21 protein-coding genes are annotated in these 22,643 nt (G+C 64.9%); 6 read left to right on the forward strand and 15 right to left on the reverse strand.

The features are described from left to right. Positions 1-20: 20 nt before the first annotated feature. Together VM621_RS14210 and VM621_RS14215 are read right to left on the reverse strand one after the other, a co-directional pair. On the reverse strand, positions 21-806 hold the full coding sequence (locus VM621_RS14210; RefSeq protein ID WP_325469612.1) for a LytR/AlgR family response regulator transcription factor: 786 nt from the start codon (positions 804-806) through the stop codon (positions 21-23). Beyond that, a complete protein-coding gene (locus tag VM621_RS14215) occupies positions 803-1,924 on the reverse strand; it encodes a sensor histidine kinase (protein ID WP_325469613.1) in 1,122 nt (373 codons plus the stop codon). The genes VM621_RS14210 and VM621_RS14215 overlap by 4 nt, the downstream gene beginning before the upstream one ends. Before the next feature lie 174 nt (positions 1,925-2,098). Here VM621_RS14215 and VM621_RS14220 point away from each other — a divergent pair, with 174 nt between their 5' ends. Further along, positions 2,099-2,461, forward strand: a complete 363-nt coding sequence (locus VM621_RS14220) for a hypothetical protein (protein ID WP_325469614.1) — start codon at positions 2,099-2,101, stop codon at positions 2,459-2,461. Positions 2,462-2,491: 30 nt separating this feature from the next. Here the strand turns inward: VM621_RS14220 and VM621_RS14225 are convergent, their stop codons facing one another. Beyond that, positions 2,492-3,619, reverse strand: coding sequence for a hypothetical protein (locus tag VM621_RS14225; protein WP_325469615.1), 1,128 nt, complete (start codon positions 3,617-3,619; stop codon positions 2,492-2,494). 150 nt (positions 3,620-3,769) lie between these two features. Between VM621_RS14225 and VM621_RS14230 the strand changes: the two genes are divergently transcribed. Then, positions 3,770-4,474, forward strand: coding sequence for a pirin family protein (locus VM621_RS14230; protein WP_325469616.1), 705 nt, complete (start codon positions 3,770-3,772; stop codon positions 4,472-4,474). A 5-nt stretch (positions 4,475-4,479) separates the two neighbouring features. Next, positions 4,480-5,166, forward strand: coding sequence for a YoaK family protein (locus VM621_RS14235; protein WP_325469617.1), 687 nt, complete (start codon positions 4,480-4,482; stop codon positions 5,164-5,166). Here VM621_RS14235 and VM621_RS14240 read toward each other — a convergent pair. Together VM621_RS14240 and fabR are read right to left on the reverse strand one after the other, a co-directional pair. Beyond that, a complete protein-coding gene (locus tag VM621_RS14240; protein ID WP_325469618.1) occupies positions 5,163-5,375 on the reverse strand; it encodes a hypothetical protein in 213 nt (70 codons plus the stop codon). The two genes, VM621_RS14235 and VM621_RS14240, sit on opposite strands and share 4 nt — an antisense overlap. A 103-nt stretch (positions 5,376-5,478) precedes the next feature. After that, complete coding sequence (gene fabR, locus VM621_RS14245; RefSeq protein WP_325469619.1) at positions 5,479-6,129, reverse strand: HTH-type transcriptional repressor FabR; 651 nt, start codon at positions 6,127-6,129, stop codon at positions 5,479-5,481. A gap of 94 nt (positions 6,130-6,223) precedes the next feature. Here fabR and VM621_RS14250 point away from each other — a divergent pair, with 94 nt between their 5' ends. Continuing rightward, on the forward strand, positions 6,224-7,294 hold the full coding sequence (locus tag VM621_RS14250) for a ferredoxin reductase (protein WP_325469620.1): 1,071 nt from the start codon (positions 6,224-6,226) through the stop codon (positions 7,292-7,294). Between the two features lie 8 nt (positions 7,295-7,302). Then, the gene (locus VM621_RS14255) at positions 7,303-8,424 is read left to right on the forward strand and encodes an acyl-CoA desaturase (RefSeq protein WP_325469621.1); all 1,122 of its coding nucleotides are present in this window, start codon (positions 7,303-7,305) and stop codon (positions 8,422-8,424) included. A gap of 51 nt (positions 8,425-8,475) precedes the next feature. Here the strand turns inward: VM621_RS14255 and VM621_RS14260 are convergent, their stop codons facing one another. The 8 genes from VM621_RS14260 to VM621_RS14295 all read right to left on the reverse strand — a co-directional run bounded on the left by VM621_RS14260 (position 8,476) and on the right by VM621_RS14295 (position 19,968). Then, positions 8,476-9,984: a mechanosensitive ion channel family protein gene (locus tag VM621_RS14260; protein WP_325469622.1), complete on the reverse strand. Its 1,509-nt coding sequence runs from the start codon at positions 9,982-9,984 to the stop codon at positions 8,476-8,478. A 103-nt stretch (positions 9,985-10,087) separates the two neighbouring features. After that, a complete protein-coding gene (locus tag VM621_RS14265) occupies positions 10,088-11,065 on the reverse strand; it encodes a hypothetical protein (RefSeq protein ID WP_325469623.1) in 978 nt (325 codons plus the stop codon). A gap of 126 nt (positions 11,066-11,191) precedes the next feature. After that, positions 11,192-11,932 (reverse strand): LytR/AlgR family response regulator transcription factor, encoded by a 741-nt coding sequence (locus tag VM621_RS14270; RefSeq protein WP_325469624.1) that lies wholly within the window; start codon positions 11,930-11,932, stop codon positions 11,192-11,194. Beyond that, on the reverse strand, positions 11,929-13,020 hold the full coding sequence (locus VM621_RS14275) for a sensor histidine kinase (protein WP_325469625.1): 1,092 nt from the start codon (positions 13,018-13,020) through the stop codon (positions 11,929-11,931). The genes VM621_RS14270 and VM621_RS14275 overlap by 4 nt, the downstream gene beginning before the upstream one ends. A gap of 184 nt (positions 13,021-13,204) precedes the next feature. Continuing rightward, the gene (locus VM621_RS14280) at positions 13,205-13,930 is read right to left on the reverse strand and encodes a hypothetical protein (protein ID WP_325469626.1); all 726 of its coding nucleotides are present in this window, start codon (positions 13,928-13,930) and stop codon (positions 13,205-13,207) included. 203 nt (positions 13,931-14,133) lie between these two features. Continuing rightward, positions 14,134-15,735, reverse strand: coding sequence for a response regulator (locus VM621_RS14285; protein ID WP_325469627.1), 1,602 nt, complete (start codon positions 15,733-15,735; stop codon positions 14,134-14,136). Position 15,736: 1 nt separating this feature from the next. Then, positions 15,737-16,582 (reverse strand): CheR family methyltransferase, encoded by an 846-nt coding sequence (locus VM621_RS14290; RefSeq protein WP_325469628.1) that lies wholly within the window; start codon positions 16,580-16,582, stop codon positions 15,737-15,739. Beyond that, on the reverse strand, positions 16,579-19,968 hold the full coding sequence (locus VM621_RS14295) for a response regulator (RefSeq protein ID WP_325469629.1): 3,390 nt from the start codon (positions 19,966-19,968) through the stop codon (positions 16,579-16,581). Before VM621_RS14295 ends, VM621_RS14290 begins: the two co-directional genes overlap by 4 nt. A 480-nt stretch (positions 19,969-20,448) precedes the next feature. Between VM621_RS14295 and VM621_RS14300 the strand changes: the two genes are divergently transcribed. After that, complete coding sequence (locus VM621_RS14300) at positions 20,449-20,754, forward strand: hypothetical protein (RefSeq protein WP_325469630.1); 306 nt, start codon at positions 20,449-20,451, stop codon at positions 20,752-20,754. A 3-nt stretch (positions 20,755-20,757) separates the two neighbouring features. Here the strand turns inward: VM621_RS14300 and VM621_RS14305 are convergent, their stop codons facing one another. Then, entirely contained in the window at positions 20,758-21,525 is a 768-nt protein-coding gene (locus VM621_RS14305) for a TIGR00266 family protein (RefSeq protein WP_325469631.1), read from the reverse strand. 85 nt (positions 21,526-21,610) lie between these two features. Further along, complete coding sequence (locus tag VM621_RS14310; RefSeq protein ID WP_325469632.1) at positions 21,611-22,507, reverse strand: SDR family oxidoreductase; 897 nt, start codon at positions 22,505-22,507, stop codon at positions 21,611-21,613. Between the last annotated feature and the right edge of the window lie 136 nt (positions 22,508-22,643).

The following is a 22,643-nucleotide window of genomic DNA, read 5'->3' on the forward strand; positions in this document are numbered from 1 at the left end:
GTCGCGTGAGTGCCGTGAAGTCACTGCGACGCCGTGGGGAACCGCGTCGATACCAGGCGGAGAAACGCTTCGTGCTGGTAGCGGCTCATGCGCAGCTTCTGCCCGGTATCCATCGTGACGACGTGGTGCCCATTGAACCAGGGATGGATGGCCTGGACCCGCCGCACGTTGATGATCGCCGAGCGGTGGATGCGTGCGAACTGATTGGGATTGAGCCGCTCGGCGAGGCCGGCCATGGTCTCTCGCAACTCATACTGACGGTCGGCCAGGTGGATCCGAACGGTGTTGCCGCTGGCCTTGATCCAGACAACGTCGCCGACGTCGACAAAGACGACGTGTTCGTCGGTACGCACGGGAATACGCTCCAGATAGTTGTCGCGCTGGCGTAGCGCGTCCAGCACCTGCTGTATACCCGACCCGCCTGCCGCGTTTACCGCGGCAGCGGATAACCTCGACTTGGCCCGTTGCAAGGTTTCGGCGAAGCGCTGTCGACTGAATGGCTTGACCAGATAGTCCACGGCATTGGCTTCGAAAGCCTTGACCGCGTAGTGCTCGAAGGCGGTAACGAAAACCGTCGCCGGCATGCGTGCCGCGCCGATCGTCGCCACCACGTCCATGCCCTGGATGCCGGGCATCTGGATATCCAGAAAGACGAGGTCCGGCGACTGCTCGCGGATGGCCTGTACGGCGGCGACGCCATCGCCGCATTCGCCCAGCAGTTCGATCTCCGGATCGTCGCGAAGCAAGCGCACGATGGCGCTGCGCGCCAGGGGTTCGTCGTCGACGACGAGTGCGGTGATCGTCATGCGGTGACGATCTCGGGGGCGTCGTCGAACTCCTCGATCACCCGGAACGGAAGCTGGATACGGCAAGCCACGCCCTCCGGCCACATCATGTCCAGGCGCACATGGGCCGCGTCGCCGTAGAGTTCGCGCAGCCTCAGTGCCGTGTTGGCAAGGCCGATGCCGTGCCCGGCACGCTTGCCGACGGCCGCCCCATCCTTCTCCAGCGTGCTGTTGCGGTTGCGCACTTCGATCCGCAGCGTGTCGCCGTCGCGCCGACTTTCGATCTCGATGCAGTCGACACCGAGCCGGTCGCCGATGCCGTGGCGAATGGCATTTTCGACGATGGGCTGGAGGATCAGGCTCGGCACCGCGCAGTCGAGCGTGTCGGGCGCGACATAGATCCGGGTGCTCAGACGATCCTTGAACCGCATCTGCTGGATGCCCAGGTAAAGGTCCAGCAGCACCAGTTCGCGCCGCAGGGTGATCTCCTGCCCGTCGTAGTCCTCGAGGAAGGCCCGCAGCAGATCGCTCAGGCGCAGCAGCATGTCTTCGGCGGACAGTGCGTCCTCCTTGAGCAGGGTGGCGATGGCATGCAGTGTGTTGAACAGGAAGTGCGGTTGCAGCTGCGATTTCAGCGCCTGCAGCCGCGACTGGGCGAGTTCCGTCGCCAGTCGGCCTGCTTCGACTTCGCGCCGCGTCTTCTCGTCGTGGTACTGCATGGCCTGCTGTATGGCGAAGAGGCCCCAGTACGTGAGCAAGCCCGTGGCAAAGTGCTGGCCGACGAACTGGTTCATCTGTTCGCGGAGGGAACTGGCTTCGGTGAAGATCGAGATGAAGGCACCGATCACCTGCGCCGCCATGGTCACGCCGATGCTCAGCGGCAGCTGCATCCCGAGGCCGCGGAGCCGCACGGGCGGCCGGATCGGATACCTGGCAGCCAGGCGAAACACCTGCGGTGCCAGTGCCGCCCAGGTGTACCACTGGATCAGGGACCAGCGCAGGTAGTCGAACATGCTCCAGGTATGGCCGAGGAGGTCGTCGTGGAGGAAGCGCTGTTCCGCAAAGACCACGGCAACGATCGTCCACAGGCCGATGTAGCGTGCCAGCCCGATCTGCGCCGTACCGAGTCGAACCTTCATGCCGATGTGTCCGAGCTGGGATAGCGCCCATGGTAGGCCCCGTTCGCGGCGCCGGGAAGCGTGACGTATGACCCACTACGATTCGTCCGCGCGCCACGACGATTCGTCACGAATCGCTTTCCGGCCGACGCCGGAATCGCTTCCCTGAAGCCGCCATCAACCAGGGAGAGCCCCATGCGCAACGTTCCGTTCCGTCTCGTCGTCCTCGTCCCGTTGCTGACTCTCCTTGCCGTGGCAGGGAGCGCCAGTGCCGCCGACTTCCAGCCCCAGGCCAGTCCCGGTCGCCTCTTTCGCGTCGTCAATGCCAGCTTCGACAGCGTGACGGCGATGGAGGTCGCCGATACGTCGAACCCGACGGGCGGTTATGCGGTCGTCGCCTTGGGCGAGCCACTCCAGGGAGGACTGGCATCCACGACGGTGCGCTTGCCCGAGGGCGCCTGCCACCGCGACGTGCGGGTGACGTTTCGCGATGGGCGCAGCGAGGTTATCCGTGATGTCGATGTGTGCAAGGCCAGCGGGCTGCGACTGTCGCGCTGAAGCCGCTCCCACAGGCCGGAGGGCGTCCGGCTACCAGCCGCGCACCAGCGTGATGGTGATCTCGAGCATGATCAGCACCACGATGGATATCTCCAGCAGCTCGGCGCGGCGGCTGGATGCCTCTTCGTAGAGCGCCGCATACGTGTCGCGGATGATCGCGAGCTTGCGGTCGACGGAAGCACCGAGCGTGGGCACGCGGAACAGACCCAGGGCCGTGCTGTAGACCCGCGCGAGGTAGACGTCCTCGGTGACCTGCAACGCATTGTCCACGCGCTCCGTCAGCTCGGTCACCTCGGCGACAAGGGTATACAGCCGGCGCGCCAGGTTGGCGAAGCGCCGCGAGGCGAAGACCGAGGCCGCGCTTCGCGCGTTCTCCACACGGTCGTACATGCGCGGCAGCTCGTCGTCGAGCAAGGTGTCGTAGTAGCGGAACTCGACGAGCTGGGCGTTGGCCACTTCGATCACGTCGGCCACGTCGGAGTCGCGACGGGGTTCATAGATGAAGGCCCGGTCCCAGGTGAGCACCACCAGGTCGTCCGCGTAGTAGGAGAAGCTCCGCGACATCAGTTCCTTCCGCGCGGCAGGCGAGAGCCGCCGCTTTTCGCCGGAAAGAAGACTGGTCAGGTCGACGCGCTCCTTCAAGGCGACGGCGTCCATGGGCTCGTCGAAAGCGTGCACGGTACAGATCAAGTAGTCCTCCTCCAGGGAGGCATCGATGGCCGGGCGGTCGAGCGCCGGCGAGATGATCTCGCGAACGCGCGTGAGCAGTTCGGTCCAGAAATCGGCCGGCGCGGCGGCGCCGAGCAGCCGGTCGAGTCCGTCGAAGTCCGCGACGAACCGACTCCACGGCTGATCCTTCACCTTGATCCGTGCGGCCAGCGCCGCCACGCCGAAGTCGTACAGACGCACGGAAATGTCGAGCACGACCGGGCCCGAGCCCAGCAGCAATTCGGTCTGACCCAGGGCCAACCACAAGGGCGCCACGCCGAAGGCCACCGCCTTGGGCGGCGTGCTGGTCAGGTACGAGCGGCTGAATGCGCTGCTGGCCCGCGCGGCCCAGAGCGTCTGCGCCTGCACGAGGTCGATCGTATAGGCGATGTCGATCAAGCGCAGTGCGGTCAGTTCACCGGAAGAGACGATCGGATCATGGGATGTCACCGGGGCAACCTTGAGCTAAGGACGCCTGCGAGTGTAGACCCGGTTCGTGACACTCGCTTTATGCAAGAGCTCGCGCCTTCGCCCCGCTAGCCTGTGCGGCTATGCTGGGCATCCAACCCGGCCGTCCCCTTCCCTGCTCCGGAGTTCGCCATGTTCGTCATTCGCCACGCTGCCGACCGCGGCCACGCCAACCACGGCTGGCTCGATTCGCACCATAGCTTCTCCTTCGCCGACTATCGCGACGAGGACCACGTGCACTTCGGTCCGCTGCGTGTCATCAACGAAGATCGCGTCGCCGCCGGTGCCGGCTTCGGCACGCATTCGCATCGCGACATGGAAATCATCAGCTACGTGCTCGAGGGCGAGCTGGCCCATAGCGACTCCATGGGCAACAAGGTGATCATCCGCCCTGGCGAGGTGCAGATCATGTCCGCCGGCAGCGGCGTGACCCACTCGGAAGAGAACCACGCCGACACACTCACCCATTTCCTGCAGATCTGGATCATTCCCAACGAGCTTCACCTGAAACCCGGCTACGAGCAGAAGACGTTCCCCGATGCCGAGAAGCGGGGCAAATTGCGCCTGGTCGCCAGCCAGCGCGGCGAACACGGCTCGGTCACCGTGCATCAGGACGTTCGCATCTATGCCGGCCTGTTCGGACCTGACGAAACCGCGCACCACACGATCGACTACGAGCGCCTGGTCTATGTGCACGTCGTTCGCGGCACCGTGCACGTCAACGGCCATCCGTTGTCGGCGGGCGACGCCGCGAAGATCACCGCCGAGGATCGTGTCGTGCTGAGCGATGGCGTCGACGGCGAAGTGCTGGTGTTCGACATGGCCCCGCTGGACTGAGTCCTATGCCCGCACCGATGACCGACCGGGATCCCCTGGTCGTCCTGCTCACCCTGCTTTCGCTGACCACCGGGCTCGTCGATGCCACCAGCGTGCTCGGTCTGGGCAAGGTGTTCACGGCGAACATGACCGGCAACGTCGTCTTCCTTGGCTTCGCCGCCGCGGGTGCGCATGGATTCCAGTGGCAGCTCTACGTGCTCGCACTGGCGGCATTCGGGATAGGGGCGATCGGATCCGGTCGCCTCGGCCGGTTCTTCGTCGATCGCAGCCGGCGCCGATGGCTCGTCGTCTCCGCGTCGATCGAAGCCAGCCTGTTCTGGATAGCGGCTGTCTGCGCGTTCGTCGCACCTGGGGATATCGGCCCGGGCCTTCGCCTGACGCTCGTCGCCTTGGTCGCCATCGCCATGGGGGCCCGCAATGCCACCGTGCGCCAGTTGAACGTGCCCGACCTGACCACGACGGTCGTCACCCGCACCATCACCGGCCTTGCCGCCGACTCGCGGCTCGCCGGCGGTCCCGGACAAAACCTCGGCCGGCGGCTGCGCGCCATCCTGTCCTTGTTCGTCGGCGCCGCCGTGGGCGCTTTCATGGTGCTGCGCTGGGGCCTTGCCCCACCCCTGGCCCTTGCCGGCGCCGCGGTGCTCGCCTTTACATGGTTCCTCGCCAAAGACGAACAGCGCGGCGGCGCTTAGCCGCGGCTTTGCGCGACGTTCCGCCCCTCCGGCGTGATCTTCCAGTAATCGTCCGCTTCGCGCTGGACCAACCCAAGTCCCGCCAGGCGATGGCATGCCGTGCAGTCGAAATGACCGACGGCGAGGAAGCTCGTGTCGTCGAGCTGCCGTAGCGTGGCCAGCTCATCGTCGCTCAGGAGCGGATGAGACGATCGATATTGCCCTTGCATAGGTTCCCCCCCTTGTCCCTCGGCCATGATGGCGTCGGCCGGCAGCGGCGTCACCGGGGCGGACAGGAACCTGCCGTTTTTGCGCCTTACTACGGCAACATTCTCAGGAAAGCGACGTATCCAGCACGCGCGCGCCCGTGATGATCATGCGCAGCATCTGCGATATCTCTTCGACGAACTCGGGATCGCGTTCCGGCGGCTGGTCCATCGCCACGGCACCCATGGCGAACACGAGCCGGGTGATCGCCTTGGATACCAGCGCGGGCGCATGCAACCTGGCGCCTTCGGCGGCGGCCAGCCGGATCAGGTCGACGCGTAGCTCGTCCTCGAAGTAGCTGAGTTCGCGCTCCACCGCCTGCTTGAAGGCATCCGAACCGACCGCGCCTTCGCGCAAGAGCACGTGCAGGAGCTTATCGTCCGCGCGCAGCTGTTCCATGAACGTCTCGACCGATACCCGGACCACGCTGCGCTCGGTGGAGGTCGCGCGCTCGCGGGCCTGGCCGATGATCGTGCGCAGCGAGCGCCCGGCCAGATCGATCAGGGCGATGGCCAGTTCGTCCATGTCGCGGAACTGGCGGTAGAAGCTGTTTGGCGAAATACCGGCCTCGCGCGTCACCTCGCGCAGGCTCACCGTGGAGAGGCTACGGTGCGGCCCGATCAGTTTCAGCGCCGCCACGATCAGATCCTCGCGCGCAATGGCCGGCTTCCGTGGCGATGGAAGGTCGGAAGTCGGAGTCAGCGTGATCGAGGTCATTGGGCGGCAATGGTTGGCGTGGCCTGAATCATAACCCTTCCCAGAGAATGCACAACTGTATACACAGGTGTGTTTGCATGCGTATAGTGAACGCATGAACGCCCTCCTCGCCCCTCGGCCCCTGTGGCCCCTCCGCCTGGCCCGGCGCGTGGTCTCACCGGCCCTGTTCGACTTCTGGTCCACCCGGCTCAATCCGCTGTGGACCCTCGAACAACCGCTGGCCAGGCTGGTATCCCGGGGAAAGGCCAGTCGTGACGCGGTGACCCTCGTGCTGCGGCCCAACCGCCACTGGCAGGGCATGCATGCCGGACAGCACCTCAATCTCGGCGTCGAGATCGACGGACGGCGACTGGTGCGGAGCTACAGCCCGACGCCACTGGAAGACGGTAACCTGGCGATCACGGTGAAGGCGATCACCGGTGGCCTGGTCAGTCGTCACCTGGCGAACGACGCCCGCATCGGCGATGTCATGGCACTGGACGCCGCCTTCGGCGACATGGTCCTGCCGGCGAGCACCGCCGACCTGCTCCTCCTCGCCGCCGGCAGCGGCATCACGCCGATGCGCGCGCTGCTTCGCTCGCTGGCCGCCCGCGGCATGCCGGCAAACGTCGATCTCATGTACTGGGCGCGCCGCCGCGACGAGCTTTGCTTCGTCGACGAGCTCGATGCGATGGCTGCCGCGCATCCGCGCCTGCGCGTGCATTACCTGATCACCCGCGACGATGCCTCCCCGGCTCCACGCGTCGACGTCGCGCCGCTCGAAGCGATCGCCTCGCTCGCCGAGCGTCGCGTCCTGGCCTGCGGCCCCGGTGGTTTCGTGCAGGCCGCCCGCAGCCGTCTGGAAGGCCACGTGGCACACTTCGCCGCCGAAGCCTTCAGCATCCCTGCACGTACCGACGGCGAAGAAGGCAGCGTCGCGGTTCGCCTCGCGCGCAGCGGCCGCACGCTGCAACTGCCACGCGGCCAGTCCCTGCTCGAAAGCCTCGAAGCGCAGGGCGTGCGCCCGTCGCACGGCTGCCGCATGGGTATCTGCAACACGTGCGCCTGCGGCCGCCAGTCCGGCACCACACGCCAACTCCTTACCGGTGCGCTCAGCAGCGAACCTTCCTCGCAAGTTCGGTTGTGCATCAGTGCACCGAGCACCGACCTGATCCTGGACCTCTGAGTACTTCTATGAGCCGTGTCCGCAACCGCACTCTCTCGCCCGCCGACCTGCAGGCCTTCGGCGACGAACTCGACGCCATCCGTGCGCGAGTCACCGCCGACATCGGTCCGCGTGACGCGACGTACATCCGGCGCATCGTGGCTTCCGTACGCTGGTGCGGCGTGGCCGGACGCGGCCTGCTCTTCCTCGGCGCCTTCGTGCACGCCGCGCTGATCCCGGCGTGGATCGCGGGTGTCGTGTTGCTGGCCCTGTCGAAGATCCTCGAGAACATGGAGCTGGGGCATAACGTCATGCACGGCCAGTACGACTGGATGAACGATCCCAAGCTCAATGGTCACACCTATGAGTGGGACATCGTCGCGACCGGCGACAACTGGCGCAAGACGCATAACTTCCAGCATCACACCTATACCAACGTCCGCGGCATGGACGACGACATCGGCTACGGCCTGCTGCGCATCTTTCCCGAGCAGCGCTGGCGCCCGTTCTACCTGATGCAGCCGGCGATCGCCATGGTCTTCATGGTGTTGTTCCAGTGGGGTGTGGCGATCCAGGAGCTACGTGTCGGACGCTGGTTCGCCGGCAAGAAGTCCACCGCGCAGATGCGCGAGGATTTCCGCCCGGTACGCCGCAAGATGGCCCGCCAGCTGCTCAAGGACTACGTCGTCTTTCCGCTGCTGGCCGGCCCGTTCTTCCTGCCGGTGCTGCTGGGTAACATGCTGGCCAATGTGCTGCGCAGCATCTGGACCTTCGTCATCATTTTCTGCGGCCACTTCACCGCCGATGCCGAGGTGTTCCCGAAGGACTCGATCCGCAACGAATCGCGTGGTCACTGGTACATGCGCCAGTTGCGCGGTTCGTCCAACATCTCCGGCGGCAAACTGCTGAACGTGCTGTCGGGCAACCTCAGCCATCAGATCGAGCATCACTTCTATCCGGACCTGCCGGCCAATCGCTACGCCGGCATCGCGGTCGAGGTGAAAGAGATCTGTGCGCGCTACGGCCAGCACTACAACACCGGCTCCCTGCCACGTCAGTTTGGCCAGGTGATCTGGCGCATCTGGCGCCACGCGCTACCGAGCCGTCCGGTCCAGGTGCGCACCGCCGAACCGGCACTCCAGGCCGGCTGACCGGCCGCGCTCGGGTCGCCGGTCGGGCCCCGGGTCTGACGTAAGTCGCGTTCAATGCCTCGGCGACAGGCCATGCAGGCGACGCATGCCTGCGAGCAGCCGGTGGAAGATATCCGCGTGCGCCGTCGTCTGCACCGGCAGGTCCTTGAACGCTTCGGAGGCGATCGCCTGGAACGCGACGAGTCCGTCCAGCATGTCCTGTCCGGCCGTTGGGTTGGCCTGGAGGATCGGAGTCAAGGCCGCCTTCGGTATCCATGCCACCGACACATGACCGATGGCGCACAGCTTGATCGGCACGCTCTCGCCGGTGAGTATCCCCGCCCTGCCGACGGCATCGCCCGGCGAAAGACGCGCGATCTCGACGTATCGCCCGGCGTGTTCCGCCAGCAGGCAGGCCACGCCCGAGGTCACGATATACAGCGCACGTCGCTCATCCGGGCATGTCGCACCCACCTCGTAGATCATCTGGCCCGGCTCGAACTGCTTCCGCTCCATTGCCTGGGCGAGCTGGCCCAGCTCCGCTTCGCTGAGCGAGCGGAACATCTCTATCTCGCGCAGCAGGCTCACGGCATCCCTGGACAGGTCGCGCACCGGCTGGCCGGACGAGAGCGGAATGCCGTTGGCGAGGAAATGCCGGTGGATCTGGTCGACGAGTTGATTACGCACCTTCAGCTTCGCGCTCATCGCATCGACGTAGACGACGACGCGATAGTCGATATGCCGTCCATGCAGGCCGATGGCGCCGACGGTCGGCGCGGGATTGGCGAGGATGCCGCGGGTGCTGGTCACCGCGTCGGTCAGCGCGGCGATGACCGTGGCGGGACGCGCGTGCGTCGTCACTTGTACCGGTACGTCCACACCGTGCGTCTTCTCCGGCCGGCTCTGGTTGATGATGTTGGCCTTGGCGGCGGAACTGTTCGGCACGATGACCGTGTTGCCGTCGCCGTTGAGCAAGGTGGTGGCGCGCCAGTTGCTCTCGATCACCTCGCCCTGGGTATCCCCGATCGACACCGAATCGCCGATGCCGAAGGGCTCGGTGGCGCTGAGGACGACGCCCGAGAACACATCGGCGAGCGTGCTCTGTACCGCCAGGCCGATCACGATGGCCACGGCGCCCGAGGTAGCCAGCAGGCCACCTATCGGCATGTTGATGACGAAGCCCAGACCGGCCACCAGCGCGCCCATGAAGGTGAGCGCGCGCACCACGTCGCGAAAGAGCTTCTCGCGCTGACCCTGGGGCAGCACGTAGGCACTCATGAGGGCGGTCAATATCTGGGCGCACTGCAGCCACCACGTCAGTTCCAGCACCTGGGCGATGAAGTGACGGAAGGGATCGCCCTTCCAGGGCGCCTCGTCGAACGGCATCATGCCGTGGTTCCAGAGAACGTAGGAGAGCAGGAGAAAGAGCGGTATGCGAACGAAGGTGTGCCCTTTCCTGCCGCCAAAGCGAAGGAATCGCCAGGACAGGAAGTCCAGGGCAAGGACGCCGACGCCGAACAACATCGCGCTATCGAGGAAGGTCACGTGTGCTCCCGCCGGGGCTTGGATGGTGGCGTCCATGCCATCAGACTACCGGAGTCATCCTTTCACGGAATCGTGCATAGCGACAAGCCGGCTAGGCTTTATTTCACCGTTTCGCGCCCAGGATCGACGCCTGCGATCGTCAATGGTCCAACCCGTGATCCTTCAGCGTCAACGAGATATCGAAGCGCCAGATGTTGCGCGAGCCGTTCTCCGGCGAGGCCAGGCGCCGCTGCAACGATCGCAGGTCGTCGCGCTCCTTCGGAAAACGGGGTGTGTCCGAGCGATTGCTGGATATGTAGACCTCGCCGAAGAGGCGACCGGGCGCCGGCGCGATCTCGAGCGCCGCGCTGTTGATATCGCCCGGCAGCCGTTCGGGCTTGGACCACTTCCCATCCGAGCCGTGGAAGCTGATGTAGATATCCGCGCTGCCTAGCGAGTCCCCTTCGTTGCCGGCATAGAGGATGTAGCGTTCCTCGGGGTCGATGCCCGGATCCATCCGGTTCTGCGCCACATCGCCCAGTTCGATCCGCTCGGGCGCCGCGTAGCCCGACGGCGTGTGCCTTGCGACATAGATCTGGTACAGCTTGCCCGAGTCGGGCCGATGCGCGGAGAAGTAGATGTTGCCGTTGGCGGCGATCGACGGGTTATAGATCTGCGCACCGTCGTTGATGGCGCCGTCCACGTGGACCGGCTCCCCCCACTTCCCGCTGGGTTGCCATTCCACATACCACAGGTTGGTGCCGGGGAACTGCTTCCCGCCCAGCTCCGTCACGAGGGCGGAACCGCCGTCCTGCACCGGCCGGTTCGACACGAAGTAGAGGCGTTTGCCGTCCGGCGAGATGGCCGGCTCGGAATCGTGCCACCGACCGGAGAACGGTGCGACCTCCGGCACGGACCATTGCTTGCCATCGCGGTGCGACACCAGGATCGTGTCGTCCTTCTCGGCGAAGTCCGAACGCATGAAGTACACGGTCTTTCCGTCGGGCGTCACGGCGGCGGATGTCTCCTGAAGCCCCGTGGAAACGACGCCGGGGGCGAGAAGTTCGCCTGCCATCGCGGTGGCGCCGACAAGGCCGAGAGAGAGCGTGATTGCCAGAATGTACGTGCTCGATCGCATGACTGATCCTCGTCATAGGGTGTGTTCGACCCCACGAAAGATGAACCTTCCCGAGCGGCCCCGCATGCGACATGTGATCGACGGCGTGGCTGCCGGGACGAGCGGCGCGTGGCGTGTTGCCAGCGGTCAGCTCATGCCGAGCGCCTGGCGCGCACCGGCACGGAAGCGACGGCTCAGGTTCAGCCGCGTGCCATCGTGCAGCACGACTTCGGCACTGCCCTGGAAGAGCGGATGCACCTCGGCGATCCGGTCCACGTTCACCACGATGCCTCGGTGGATACGGAGGAATCGCGCGGGATCCAGCGTCGCCAGCAGACCCGTCAACGGCTCGCGGTGCAGATGCGATGTGCCGGCGGCGTGGATACGAACGTAGTTGCCATCGGCACGGATCCAGTCGATGTCCGCGGTGGCGATCACACGGATATGCTCACCGCTGGGCACGCTGATTCGCTGCAGATACGGCGCCGAAGGGCTGGCCGAGACCACGTTAAGCCCCTGCCAGTGCTGCCGTACACGGCACATGGCCTGGTCGAAACGGACCTGATCGATGGGTTTCAGCAGATAATCGATAGCGTTCGCGTCGAAGGCACGCAAGGCATGCTGTCCGTACGCCGTAGCAAAGACGACCATGGGAAGAGCGCCTCGCTGCATCCCGTGCAGGAGACGGAATCCGTCCATGCCGGGCATGCGGATGTCCAGAAACATGAGCTCCGGCTCGAGCGCCGCGATGGCCTGCATCGCCTCCGCCGCATTGCCGCATTCGCCCACGACGCTGATATCCGGGTGGGCCGACAGCGCCTGGCGAAGCGCAAGCCGGGCCAGCATCTCGTCGTCCACCAGCAGGGCGCGGATCGCCGGTGCGCTCATGCCACCTGCTCCCGATACGGAAAGCGCATCTCGACGCGCGTGCCGCCGTCGGCCCTGCGCGACAACGCCAGTGTGGCCGAGCCGCCGAACAACATCTCCAGTCGCGTTCGCGTGTTGCCCAGGCCGATGCCGTCCCGGGCACCGCCAGGCGGCAACCCCAGGCCATCGTCATCGACCTGTACGTGCAGGTCTTCGCCATGGCGCCTCGTCACGATGTGCAGGGTGCCGCGCTCGGGCTTGTCCAACAGACCATGGCGCAAGGCGTTCTCCACCAGGGGCTGCAGGATCATGTTCGGCACGAGCGCGCGCACCGTATCGCCAGCCACATCCATATGCGTCACCAGGCGATCCTGGAAGCGTACCTGCTGGATGCCCAGGTAGCACTCCAGAAACTCGAGCTCGCGCGACAGCGGCACTTGCTGCGCGTGTCGCTCTTCGAGGGTGAGCCGGAGGAAATCACTCAGGCGCGAGATCATCAGACGGGCCTGCATCGGATCGGCCAGCGCGAGTGCCGATATCGCGTTAAGGGTATTGAAGAGAAAATGCGGCTGCAGTTGCACGCGAAGCGTTTGCAGCTGGGACTGCACGAGCTGCGTCTCCAGATGCGAGTTGCGCAGGCGCTCGTCGCGCAGGCGCCGCTGCGAGTCGATCGCACGAAGCAAAACCAGCAACACCCAATACGTGATAAAGCTCAGGTGTGCGTTGTAGACGAACTGCATGAGCACGAAGCTGCCGAAGGTCATGTCCTTCATGGACGCCGAAGGCCCGCAGATCGACCAGTAAAGGGACAGCGTGAGCAGCACCTGTGCCGTCGCCAGGGCCACGCCGGCAGGCAGGTGTACGGCGAAGAACCGTCCCCAGCCTGCCTTCGCGGTCGCCCGGCCGAGCCAGGCGACCGCCGGCGTCAGGAGCATCCACAAATAGAAGTCGACGAAGGTCCAGACCAGCGGCCTCGTCCACCCGGCCGGATGACCCTCGGCGCGGGCCGAGATGACCGCGCTTGCCGCGTACGAGATGGCCAGCACCGTCCACAGGGCCAGCACCAGGCTCCCCTTCTTCCAGGCTGGCCATGTCATGGGATCGGTCACTGCAATTTCCCCGGCGGACCGAGCCAAGTATGCGAGGCGCTCCACGTCGAGAACAGTGCCATCGGTCGCTTGCATGCCCGAACGCTATACGTGATCGACACGCGTGTCATCCGCCAACGGACGGCCGGCGCGGCGTCTGTGACAAGCGGCCTGAAACGCGTGACGAACGGTCGGGGTATCGAACTCAGACCGAGCGAATAAAGGCCACCAGAGCCTTGGCGGGCGGCGAGAAAGCGATCGGTCCGGTGATCGCCATGCTGAGCATGATCGTCGATACACCCCACAGGTAGGCCGGGTGCACGCGACGCCGAACGATGACGTCGTAGATCGGCCCTGCCAGGCCGAAGGCCAGGATCGCGGCGAACATCACCAGGGGCGCGGCGCGACCGAAGGACTCCATCGGCAACAGGCGCCCGAGGCCCGGGCCGAGGATGGAAATCGTCGCGCACAGCATCAGTCGCTTATGCCACTCGGCCTTCTTGCGCAGCATCACGCCTGCGGTGACCAGGCCGCCGAACACCAGGATGCCGATCGTGTTCATGACCAGGAACAGGGGTGCCGGAAAAAAGGAGGGCACATTGTTGGAGTGGATCGAATACAGGGTCGCCGCCAGGGCCATCACGAACATGGCGCCGGCCAGGCCCGCGCCGATCCAGCCGATACGACGATGGAGCTTGATCGATCCGCGCGCGACGATCGCCGGTTGCGCGACGAAGAGCACGATCCACAGGGCGAAGACGATTCCGTGGACGACCAGCAGCATCGGAAAGTGCGATCCGGCGGTGATGTCGTCCGGCACCGTCCGCGAGAAGCCAGCGACGATCACGGCAGCCATCGCCAGCGACATGACCAGATAGAACGGTGGCCGCACGACCCTCGACGAGGTCCGGCCGATATCGATACTGCTCATTCGTCATCCCCAAGGAACCTGCCTCGGAGGAGCCTAGCGACGATGCCACGGCTGCGGTAGCACCCAAAAGTCCGATATGTCGGCGTATGTCGCAAGGCGTAGCCGCGGTACGCCGGGGTATACGATGTCCGACGAGAAGAAGGACGGCGGTCGGCAGATCGTGCTTACGCCGTGCGCCGGTCGGCGGCGCCCCGGCCCATCCCTCAGACCGCCTGGGCCCTTTCGGGTTGCAGCACGAAGGACAAGGCCCGCTGGAGCTCTCCGTAGCCCACCGGCTTGACCAGGTGGTAGTCGAAGCCGGCACGGGCAGTGGCGGCCTTGTCGGCCTCCTGGCCCCAACCGGTCTGCGCGATGATCGGCAAATATCGGAGGGCGGGATCGTCGCGGAACGCACGGCAAACCGCAAAACCGTCGATCGAGGGCATACCGATATCCAGCAGCACCACGTCCGGCCCGAAGTCGCGAGCCGCCTCGAGGGCTGTCGTTCCGTCGAGCACCACCCTGTAGTCGTGACCCATGTCACTCAGCAGCCAGCCGAAGGTCTCGGCGATATCGGCGTTGTCGTCGATCACGAGAATCCTCAGCGCCCTGCCGACCGAACCCGCATTCGCGGACACGCGCTCGTTGCCTTCGCTTTCGTTCGCGAGCAGTAACGGCAAGCGGACCGTAAAGGTGCTGCCCATGTTCTCGCCATCGCTACTGACGGTGATCGACCCCTCATGCATCGATACGAGTTGCTTGACCAGCGCCAGGCCGATGCCGAGCCCGCCTTGCGAGCGGGTCAGGTGTTCGCCGACCTGAGTGAACAGCTCGAAGATGTTCGACTGCATGGACAGCGGGATGCCCATGCCGTTGTCCGACACGGCGATGACGACGTCCTGCGCGTCCCGGTAGGCATTCAGCGTCAGCGTGCCGCCGGAAGGCGTGTACTTGGCCGCATTGTTGATAAGGTTGCCGATCACCTGGGTCAGGCGTGTCTTGTCGCCATTGACCCAGAGCGGCCGCGGGCCGGCGTCGACGCGCAACGTATGGTTGCCGCCCTCGACGAAGGGCTGACTGGCTTCCAGCGCGGCCTGGACGATCTCGGCGACCTCGGTCTTCTCTCGCTTCAGAACGATCTTGCCCTGGCTGACGCGCGACACGTCGAGCAGATCGTCCACGAGGCGTACGAGGTGGACCAGCTGACGGTCCATGACGCCATGAATCTGCCTGGTCCGCTCGGGTGTCGGCTGACCCCGGAGCACGTCGAGTCCCATCCGCAACGGCGTGAGCGGATTGCGCAACTCGTGGGCGAGGATCGCCAGGAACTGATCCTTGTAGCGGTCGGAACGGGTCAGCGTCTCGGCATAGGCTTCCAGCTCGTCGCGTTGCGCGGCAAGCTGCTGCTTCTGACGATGCAGATCGAAGAACACCTTCGTCTTGCTGCGCAGGATGTCCCACTCGACGGGTTTCTGGATGAAGTCGACCGCCCCCGCCTCGTACCCGCGGAACTTCCTCTGGCTGTCGGTGTTGCTTGCGGTGAGGAAGATGATCGGTACGTGGCGCGTGCGGTCGTTGCCACGCATGAGCTCGGCCAGCTCGAAGCCGTCCATGCCCGGCATCTGCACATCGAGCAGGCCCAGGGCGACATCGTGCACGAGCAGTAGTTCGAGTGCCTCTTCCCCCGAGCGTGCCTTGAGCAGCACCAGGTCGTCGCGGCGCAGGAGCGCCTCGAGCGCGACGAGGTTGTCCTCGAGGTCGTCGACGAGAAGAAAATGAACCGGGCTCATGGCGGCCGTGTCCTTACCGAGGATGGGAGAGACCACGTCAATGATCCTGCTTCTGGTAGATGCGTTCCTCCAGGACGAAATCCTGGAAGGCATCGGCGTGACGGGAGAACCGCAGGCTTTCCTTCGAGCCGAGACCCAGGAACCCCTTGCGTATGAGTGAATCGCCGAAAAGCCCGATGGTGCGGTCCTGCAGGGTGCTGTCGAAATAGATCAGTACGTTCCTGCAGGAGATCAGGTGCATCTCCCCGAACACCGCATCGGTTACCAGGCTATGGTCGGCGAACACCACCCTTTCCCGCAGCGAACGATCGAACGAAGCCTTTCCATAGGCGGCCGTGTAGTAGTCCGACAACGAGGATCGGCCACCGGACTGCTGGTGGTTCTCCGTGAACCCCCGGATGCGATCGAGGTTGTACACCCCTGCCGCCGCTGCCTCCAGTGCCCCGGCGTTGATGTCCGTGGCATAGAACATGGTGCGCTGCTCCAGCCCTTCTTCACGGAACAGGATCGCCAGTGAGTAGAGTTCTTCGCCGCTGCTGCAGCCGGCCACCCATACCTTCAGCGAGGGATACGTACGCAAGTGCGGCACGACGTGCTCACGCAAGGCGCGGAAATAGGAAGGATCGCGAAACATCTCGCTGACCTGCACGGTCAGGTAGCTCACCACCTGGGGTCCAACCGACGGATCGTGCAGGAGCGCCTCGAGCAGCGACGAAAGCGTGCGGTAACCGAGCTTTTCGCGCAGCTGTCTGAGGCGCCGTGTCACCGAGGCCTTCGAGTAACCACGGAAGTCGTAATGGAAGCGCTTGAAGAGCGCTTCCAGGATCAGCTCCACCTCGATCGTCTCGAGCCGATCTGCCGTGCCGGTCTCCGTCGTGTTCATTGCGCCAGCCAGACGCGAACGAGGGAAAGCAGTTTGTCCACGTCTAGTGGTTTGGCCATGTAGTCGCTCGCGCCGGCCTGCAGGCACGTCTCCTGGTCGTCCGGCATGGCCTTGGCCGTCAGCGTGATGATGGGCAGCTTCTTCCAGCGTGGGTCGGTGCGTATCTGGCGAGTGGCCGTCAGACCGTCCATCACCGGCATCATCACGTCCATCAGCACCAGGTCGATGTCGTTGCCCGAACCGTCGCTGGCTTTGTCGAGGGCGTCGAGGGCCTCCTGGCCATTACGCGCCACGGTGAGCACACAGCCGCGTGGCTCGAGGATGTTGATCAGGGCGTAGACGTTGCGCACGTCGTCCTCGACGACGAGAATCCGCCGCCCTTCCAGCAGGCTGTCGCGGTGCTGCGCCTCCTGGATCATTTTCTGGTGTTCCGCCGGTAGCTCGGTGACCACCTGGTGCAGGAAGAGCGACACCTCGTCGAGCAGCCGCTCGGGCGACTTCGCGCCCTTGATGATGATGGAGCGCGAGTAGACGCGCAGGCGCGCCTCTTCGTCGGACGTCAGGTCGCGGCCGGTGTAGACGATGACCGGCGGGAAGGCGTGAATGCCCTCCTCGCTCAGCGTTTCGAGCAGCGTGAAGCCCGACGCATCGGGCAGCGACAAGTCCAGCACCATGCAGTCGAACGTCTGGACCTTCAAATGCTCCAGGCACTCCGCCGCCGTGGCCGCGGCCACGGTCTCGACATCCGCCGACGCCAGCAGCTGACGGATGGCGTCGCGTTGGACATCGTCGTCCTCGACCACGAGCACGCGTCGTACCGCCTGCGAAAGCCTGGCGTCGAGCTTGCTCAGTACGTCGGCCAGTTGCGCACGCTTGACGGGTTTCAGCAGATAGCCGACCGCGCCCATGGAGAGGGCCGCGTGCGAGTGATCGGTCGCGGAAACGACATGAATGGGAATGTGCCGTGTCCGCACGTCGCGTTTGAGGATATCGAGCACGGAAAGACCCGACTGGTCCGGCAGACCCACGTCCAGCACGATCGCCTGTGGCAGGTGATGCCTCGCCAGGGCGAGGGCCTCCTGTCCGCTCGTGGCGATCAGGCAACGGAAGTCCATCTCGCGCGCGAGTTCGAGCAGGATCTGGGCGAAGCGCTCGTCGTCCTCGACGACCAGGATCGCCCTGCGCTGGTCGGCCGGTTCGAAGCGATCGTCGGGGATCTTCGGCGCGGAAACGGGGTTTGGCGGCGCGACATCCGCGCGCGATGTCGTTGTCGTCTTGCCAGCCTTCAGCACCGGCGCCGCGAGGCCCGTGGCACGCACGGTGCCAAGCAACGGCGGGATCGTCAGGCTGAAGGTGCTGCCTCGCCCCACCTGGCTATCGACCGCAATGCTTCCTCCAAGCAGGCGCGACAGCTCGAGCGAAATCGACAGGCCCAGTCCCGTGCCACCGTACTTGCGGCTGATCGTGCCATCCGCCTGCTGGAACGCTTCGAAGATCCGCGTCTGCTGCTCCGCCGAGATACCGATGCCGGTATCGCTCACGGCGAACACGAAATCGCCCTGCGCGTCGCACGACACATGCAGCTGCACGCTGCCCTGCTCCGTGAACTTGAAAGCGTTGGAGAGCAGGTTCTTCAGGACCTGCTCCAGGCGCTGCCGATCGGTCTCGACGATCGGCGGACAATCCGGCGATGTCGATACGTCGAAGATCAGGCCCTTCTGTTCGGCGATCGGCTGGAACAGCGGGAGGAGCCCCTTGATCATGCGGTCGACCGACAAGGACTCGGCGTGGATCTCGATGTGCCCGGCCTCGATCTTGGACAGGTCGAGGATGTCGTTGATCAGCGTGAGCAGGTCGTTGCCGGACGAATGAATGGTCCTGGCGAACTTGACCTGCTCTTCGGTGAGGTTACCGCGCGGATTGTCCGCCAGCAGCTTGGAGAGGATCAGCGCCGAGTTCAGCGGCGTACGCAACTCGTGGGACATGTTGGCGAGGAAGTCCGACTTGTACCGACTCGCGCGCAACACTTCCTTGGCCTTGTTTTCGATGACTTCGTTGGCACGGGCGAGATCGTCGCGCTGCGATTCCAGCTGGTTGGCCTGCTCCTCGAGGTGGGCGTTGGTCTGCTCCAGCTCGGCTTGCTGCTGCTCGAGCTCGTGCTGCGACTGCTTGAGCGCGCGACTCTGCTCCTCGAGCTCCTCGTTGGATACGCGAAGCTCCTCGCCCTGCTGCTGCAGGGAATCGGACTGCCGGCGTGTTTCCTCGAGCAACCGGCTGAGGTCGGCCCGATAGGTCGCCGAACGCAGCGCGACCCCGATGGCCGCCGACGCCTGCTCCAGGAGCGTGACGACGTCCTCGTCCACCGCGCTGAAGAAGCCGAGCTCCAGCACGCCATTGACCTCGCCATCGACGACCGTGGGCAGGAGGACGAGGTGACGGGGCTTGTCCCGGCCCAGCGCCGAGCCGATGGACAGATAGCTGTCCGGCACATCGTCGATCACGAAGGTCCGACGCTCCGCGGCGGCCTGGCCGAGCAATCCCTCGGTCGGCAGGAAACGTTCCACGACAGCGTGGCCGGGCGCGAGACCATACACGCCGATCCGTTCGTAGAAGCTGGCCGCATTGACGAAGAGCGCCCCGGCCTGGGCATCGACGAAGCGCCCGAGGAAGGCAAGGATGTTCGCGCCGAGCGCCTCGGTTTCCTGTTCGCCCGCCATGACCGCCGCCAGTTCGAGCTGCCCCGCCTGCAACCACGCGGCCCGGATGCGGGCGCGCGACGCGTTGCGAATCATCACGGCGACGAAGACGGTCAGCGCCACGCCGAGCAGGCCGCTGAGCAGACCACTCGTCAAGGCGTTGCCGTAGGCCGCGGTCATCTCCGCGACGCGCTTGTCGCGCAGGAGTCGCTCCTCGGTCTCCATGCTTGCCAATTGGCTACGTACGGCATCCATGGCTGCCTTGCCGCGGTCGCTATTGACCACGACGAGGGCGGCATCCAGTCCACGCGTCCGACGCAGCTCGATCGTATCCTTCAGTTCGGCAAGCTTGTCGTCGAGGCGAACCGTGAGCTCCTTCAGGCGCGCCTGTTGGCTGGCGTTTTCCTGCGTGGTCGCCCGGATGGATTCCAGTCGCGCCGGAATGCTCGCCAATGCCGCGCGATACGGCTCGAGATAGCGTTCGTTCCCGGTCAGCAGAAAGCCGCGCTGACCGGTCTCCGCATCCTGTGCGGCGGAAAGAATCTCGCTCAGCGCAGTCACGGTCTCCTGGGACTGGATCACGTTCTGGTTGTCGTCCCGAATGGTCCGGATGTTCACATAGGCGAGTGCGCCGCTGACCACGAAGAAGACAATAACGGCGATCAGCGCAATCGACGTGCGCCGATCCATCGCGCGCGAACGTGACGCACGGGGTGCTTTTGAACTCATGGTGGCGGGGCTGGTCAGCTGTCGTAACGGGTAAATATATCATCAAGGAACCGTTATCAAGACGCTCTCCTCCCGCCTCCGGAAACCCCACGAAATCCGCTAATTAACGACGAAAATTCACCTTCGTTTCACGGCCCTTCGGGCAATCGATCAAACGCCGTCGCCGAGTGCACCATTTGCAGCAGCAGCGCCTTGTCCAGGCTCGCGGTTGATCCGACACTGCGGCCGGAGAGGTTGGCTACCGAATAGTTTTGACCAGACCGCTCGTGGCCGCGCGCGTGGAGGCTTCCGTGGAGACCGAGCCACCGGGCAAGAACATGCGCTTAGCGGAATGCATCCGCCTGCATCACATCGATGAAGGAGCCGTCACCTAACGCCTCGGTCGGCGCGACGCGGGGACCGTAACACTCTGTGCCTGCTAACCCGTTTCCAGGCGCTCCCATGAGTCTAAGCCCGTCATCGTCCGTGATCATCGATCTGCTCCTTCTCGCCGACGCGGCACTGGCCGGGGACAACGCCGAAGTGCAGCGTCTGGCACGGCGCGTCGAGAAACTGGCGCAGGGCAGCGGCGCATGCGTTATCGCCAAACAGGCACGCATCGTGGAGTTGCTTGCGACGAAGGACACGCCCCCTGCCGGGCTGGCCGAGGCGATCGACCGGCTGCTTACCGAATCGGAACGTGAGATCCATGCCTTCGGTGCGTGGGAAGACCACGACGCCGCGGGTTCGGGCAGGCGCTCCGCTTAGGCGTCAATTGTCGTCGCGGCTCAGCAGCGAACCCACGATGCCGCCGAGCAGCGCACCACCCACTCCCGCCCGACCGCGACCGCTCTCGCCGGGCATGTATTCGGCAATCTGGTGCGCCAGACGCGAGATAGGAAGGGTCTGCAGCCAGACCGTGCCGGGTCCCGTGAGTGCCGCGAGGAAAATGCCATCGCCACCGAAAAGCGCGTTGCGGATACCCGGAACGGTGGTGATCTGAAAATTGACCGACGCCTCGAAGGCGCCTACATGCCCCGGATGAACGCGCAGGGTTTCACCGGGCGCGAGGTCCTTGCGAATGAGCTCGCCGGTAAGCTCCAGCCACGCGGTACCGGTGCCACCGATCCTTTGCAGCATGAAGCCGCTGCCGCCGAAGATGCCAGCGCCAAGCGACTGCTGGAAACCGACACCGATCGTCACCTGCGGCGTTGCGCAGAGGAACCCATGCCGATGCACGAAGTATTCGTTACGCGGGCTCAGCGTCACCGGCACGATGTGACCCGGCACTTTGGTCGCGAACGCGACTTCCCCCGATGTCCGCAGGGCGCGGTATTCGGTCATGAACAGGGTTCCGCCGCCGACGACGCGCTTGAACGTGCCAAGCAGTCCACCGCCGCCGCCCATCTGGGTGTGGGTGGTCATCTGGATCGAGGCGGTCATCCATGAAAGCTCGCCACTCTCGGCGAAAACGCTGTCGCCCGGATCCAGCTGTACTTCCAACACGGGCATGACGGTGCCCTGGATGCGAGTCTGCATATCGTGTTCTCTCCGCGGAAGTCCCCGCGGAGAGTCTTGCGCAGCGCGCCCGGCAGTACAAGTGAATGCGCGGATCGACCGACGCTTAAACCGCCGCCGAATAATCCATCCGCTTGAGGTCGTCGATCAGCCCCGGCCCCGCAGGGGTCCAGCCGAGGTGTTCCCGCGTCCACGTGCTCGACGCCGGCAGATCCATGCCGACGAACATGCCCATCCAGCCGAAGTGCGCCGCGGCCTCGTCCTGCGACAACGACACGATGGGTAACCCGAGTCCGGCACCCACGACCTCCGCGATGTCACGCACCGCGATGCCCTCTTCGGCCACCGCGTGATAACGGGCACCTGCTTCGCCCTTGTCGAGCGCGAGCTGGTAGAGCTTCGCTACATCGAGCACATGCGCCGCCGGCCAGCGGTTCCTGCCTTCACCGAGGTAGGCCACCTTGCCCTTCGCTCGCGCGATGTCGATGTACGGCGATATGAGTCCCTGCCTCACCGGATCGTGTACCTGCGGAAGTCGCACGACTGAAACGTTGACGCCCGCATCGAGCAGAACGTTGCCTGCCAACTCGGAAGCGGCACGAGGGTTGGGATTGTTCGCGTTGAAGACATCTTCCGTGGCCATGCCGCGGTGATCGATCGCCCCCATGCCGGTGCCCGAAGTGATGAGCAGCGGGCGCCGGGAACCCTTCAGCACCGAGCCCAGGGCCTCGATGACGCGCCTGTCCTTGTCGCAGTTGGCGACGAAGTTGGAGAAATCGTGATCGAAGGCGGTGTGGATGACGGCGTCCGCCTTGGCCGCTCCCGCCCGGATGCTGTCGAGATCCTCCAGCGTTCCGCGATGCACGTCGGCACCCGCATTCGCCAGCGACCGCTCGCCCGCATCCGATCGGGTCATACCGGTCACCCGATGGCCTGCGGCAAGCAGTTCGGGAACGATGCGGGAGCCGATAAAACCCGTGGCACCTGTAAGGAATACGTGCATGAAGCCATCTCCGTGTTTGTCCGGAGCGCTTTATCTCGCGATGGGACCCCACGTAAAAGTAGGGGCTCTATCAGGGTATGGCGACTAACAGGATCGCCGGGCAAGGACATTCACCGTCGCTATCGCGCTCATAGCA

The organism is Luteibacter sp. (assembly GCF_035539195.1).
Lineage (GTDB): Bacteria > Pseudomonadota > Gammaproteobacteria > Xanthomonadales > Rhodanobacteraceae > Luteibacter.

Coding starts and splice junctions, on each gene's coding strand:
- VM621_RS14210 (WP_325469612.1), bottom strand. CDS start 806: ATGACGATCACCGCACTCGTCGTCGACGACGAACCCCTGGCGCGCAGC.
- VM621_RS14215 (WP_325469613.1), bottom strand. CDS start 1,924: ATGAAGGTTCGACTCGGTACGGCGCAGATCGGGCTGGCACGCTACATC.
- VM621_RS14220 (WP_325469614.1), top strand. CDS start 2,099: ATGCGCAACGTTCCGTTCCGTCTCGTCGTCCTCGTCCCGTTGCTGACT.
- VM621_RS14230 (WP_325469616.1), top strand. CDS start 3,770: ATGTTCGTCATTCGCCACGCTGCCGACCGCGGCCACGCCAACCACGGC.
- VM621_RS14235 (WP_325469617.1), top strand. CDS start 4,480: ATGCCCGCACCGATGACCGACCGGGATCCCCTGGTCGTCCTGCTCACC.
- VM621_RS14240 (WP_325469618.1), bottom strand. CDS start 5,375: ATGCAAGGGCAATATCGATCGTCTCATCCGCTCCTGAGCGACGATGAG.
- fabR (WP_325469619.1), bottom strand. CDS start 6,129: ATGACCTCGATCACGCTGACTCCGACTTCCGACCTTCCATCGCCACGG.
- VM621_RS14250 (WP_325469620.1), top strand. CDS start 6,224: ATGAACGCCCTCCTCGCCCCTCGGCCCCTGTGGCCCCTCCGCCTGGCC.
- VM621_RS14255 (WP_325469621.1), top strand. CDS start 7,303: ATGAGCCGTGTCCGCAACCGCACTCTCTCGCCCGCCGACCTGCAGGCC.
- VM621_RS14260 (WP_325469622.1), bottom strand. CDS start 9,984: ATGGACGCCACCATCCAAGCCCCGGCGGGAGCACACGTGACCTTCCTC.
- VM621_RS14265 (WP_325469623.1), bottom strand. CDS start 11,065: ATGCGATCGAGCACGTACATTCTGGCAATCACGCTCTCTCTCGGCCTT.
- VM621_RS14270 (WP_325469624.1), bottom strand. CDS start 11,932: ATGAGCGCACCGGCGATCCGCGCCCTGCTGGTGGACGACGAGATGCTG.
- VM621_RS14280 (WP_325469626.1), bottom strand. CDS start 13,930: ATGAGCAGTATCGATATCGGCCGGACCTCGTCGAGGGTCGTGCGGCCA.
- VM621_RS14290 (WP_325469628.1), bottom strand. CDS start 16,582: ATGAACACGACGGAGACCGGCACGGCAGATCGGCTCGAGACGATCGAG.
- VM621_RS14295 (WP_325469629.1), bottom strand. CDS start 19,968: ATGGATCGGCGCACGTCGATTGCGCTGATCGCCGTTATTGTCTTCTTC.
- VM621_RS14300 (WP_325469630.1), top strand. CDS start 20,449: ATGAGTCTAAGCCCGTCATCGTCCGTGATCATCGATCTGCTCCTTCTC.
- VM621_RS14305 (WP_325469631.1), bottom strand. CDS start 21,525: ATGCAGACTCGCATCCAGGGCACCGTCATGCCCGTGTTGGAAGTACAG.
- VM621_RS14310 (WP_325469632.1), bottom strand. CDS start 22,507: ATGCACGTATTCCTTACAGGTGCCACGGGTTTTATCGGCTCCCGCATC.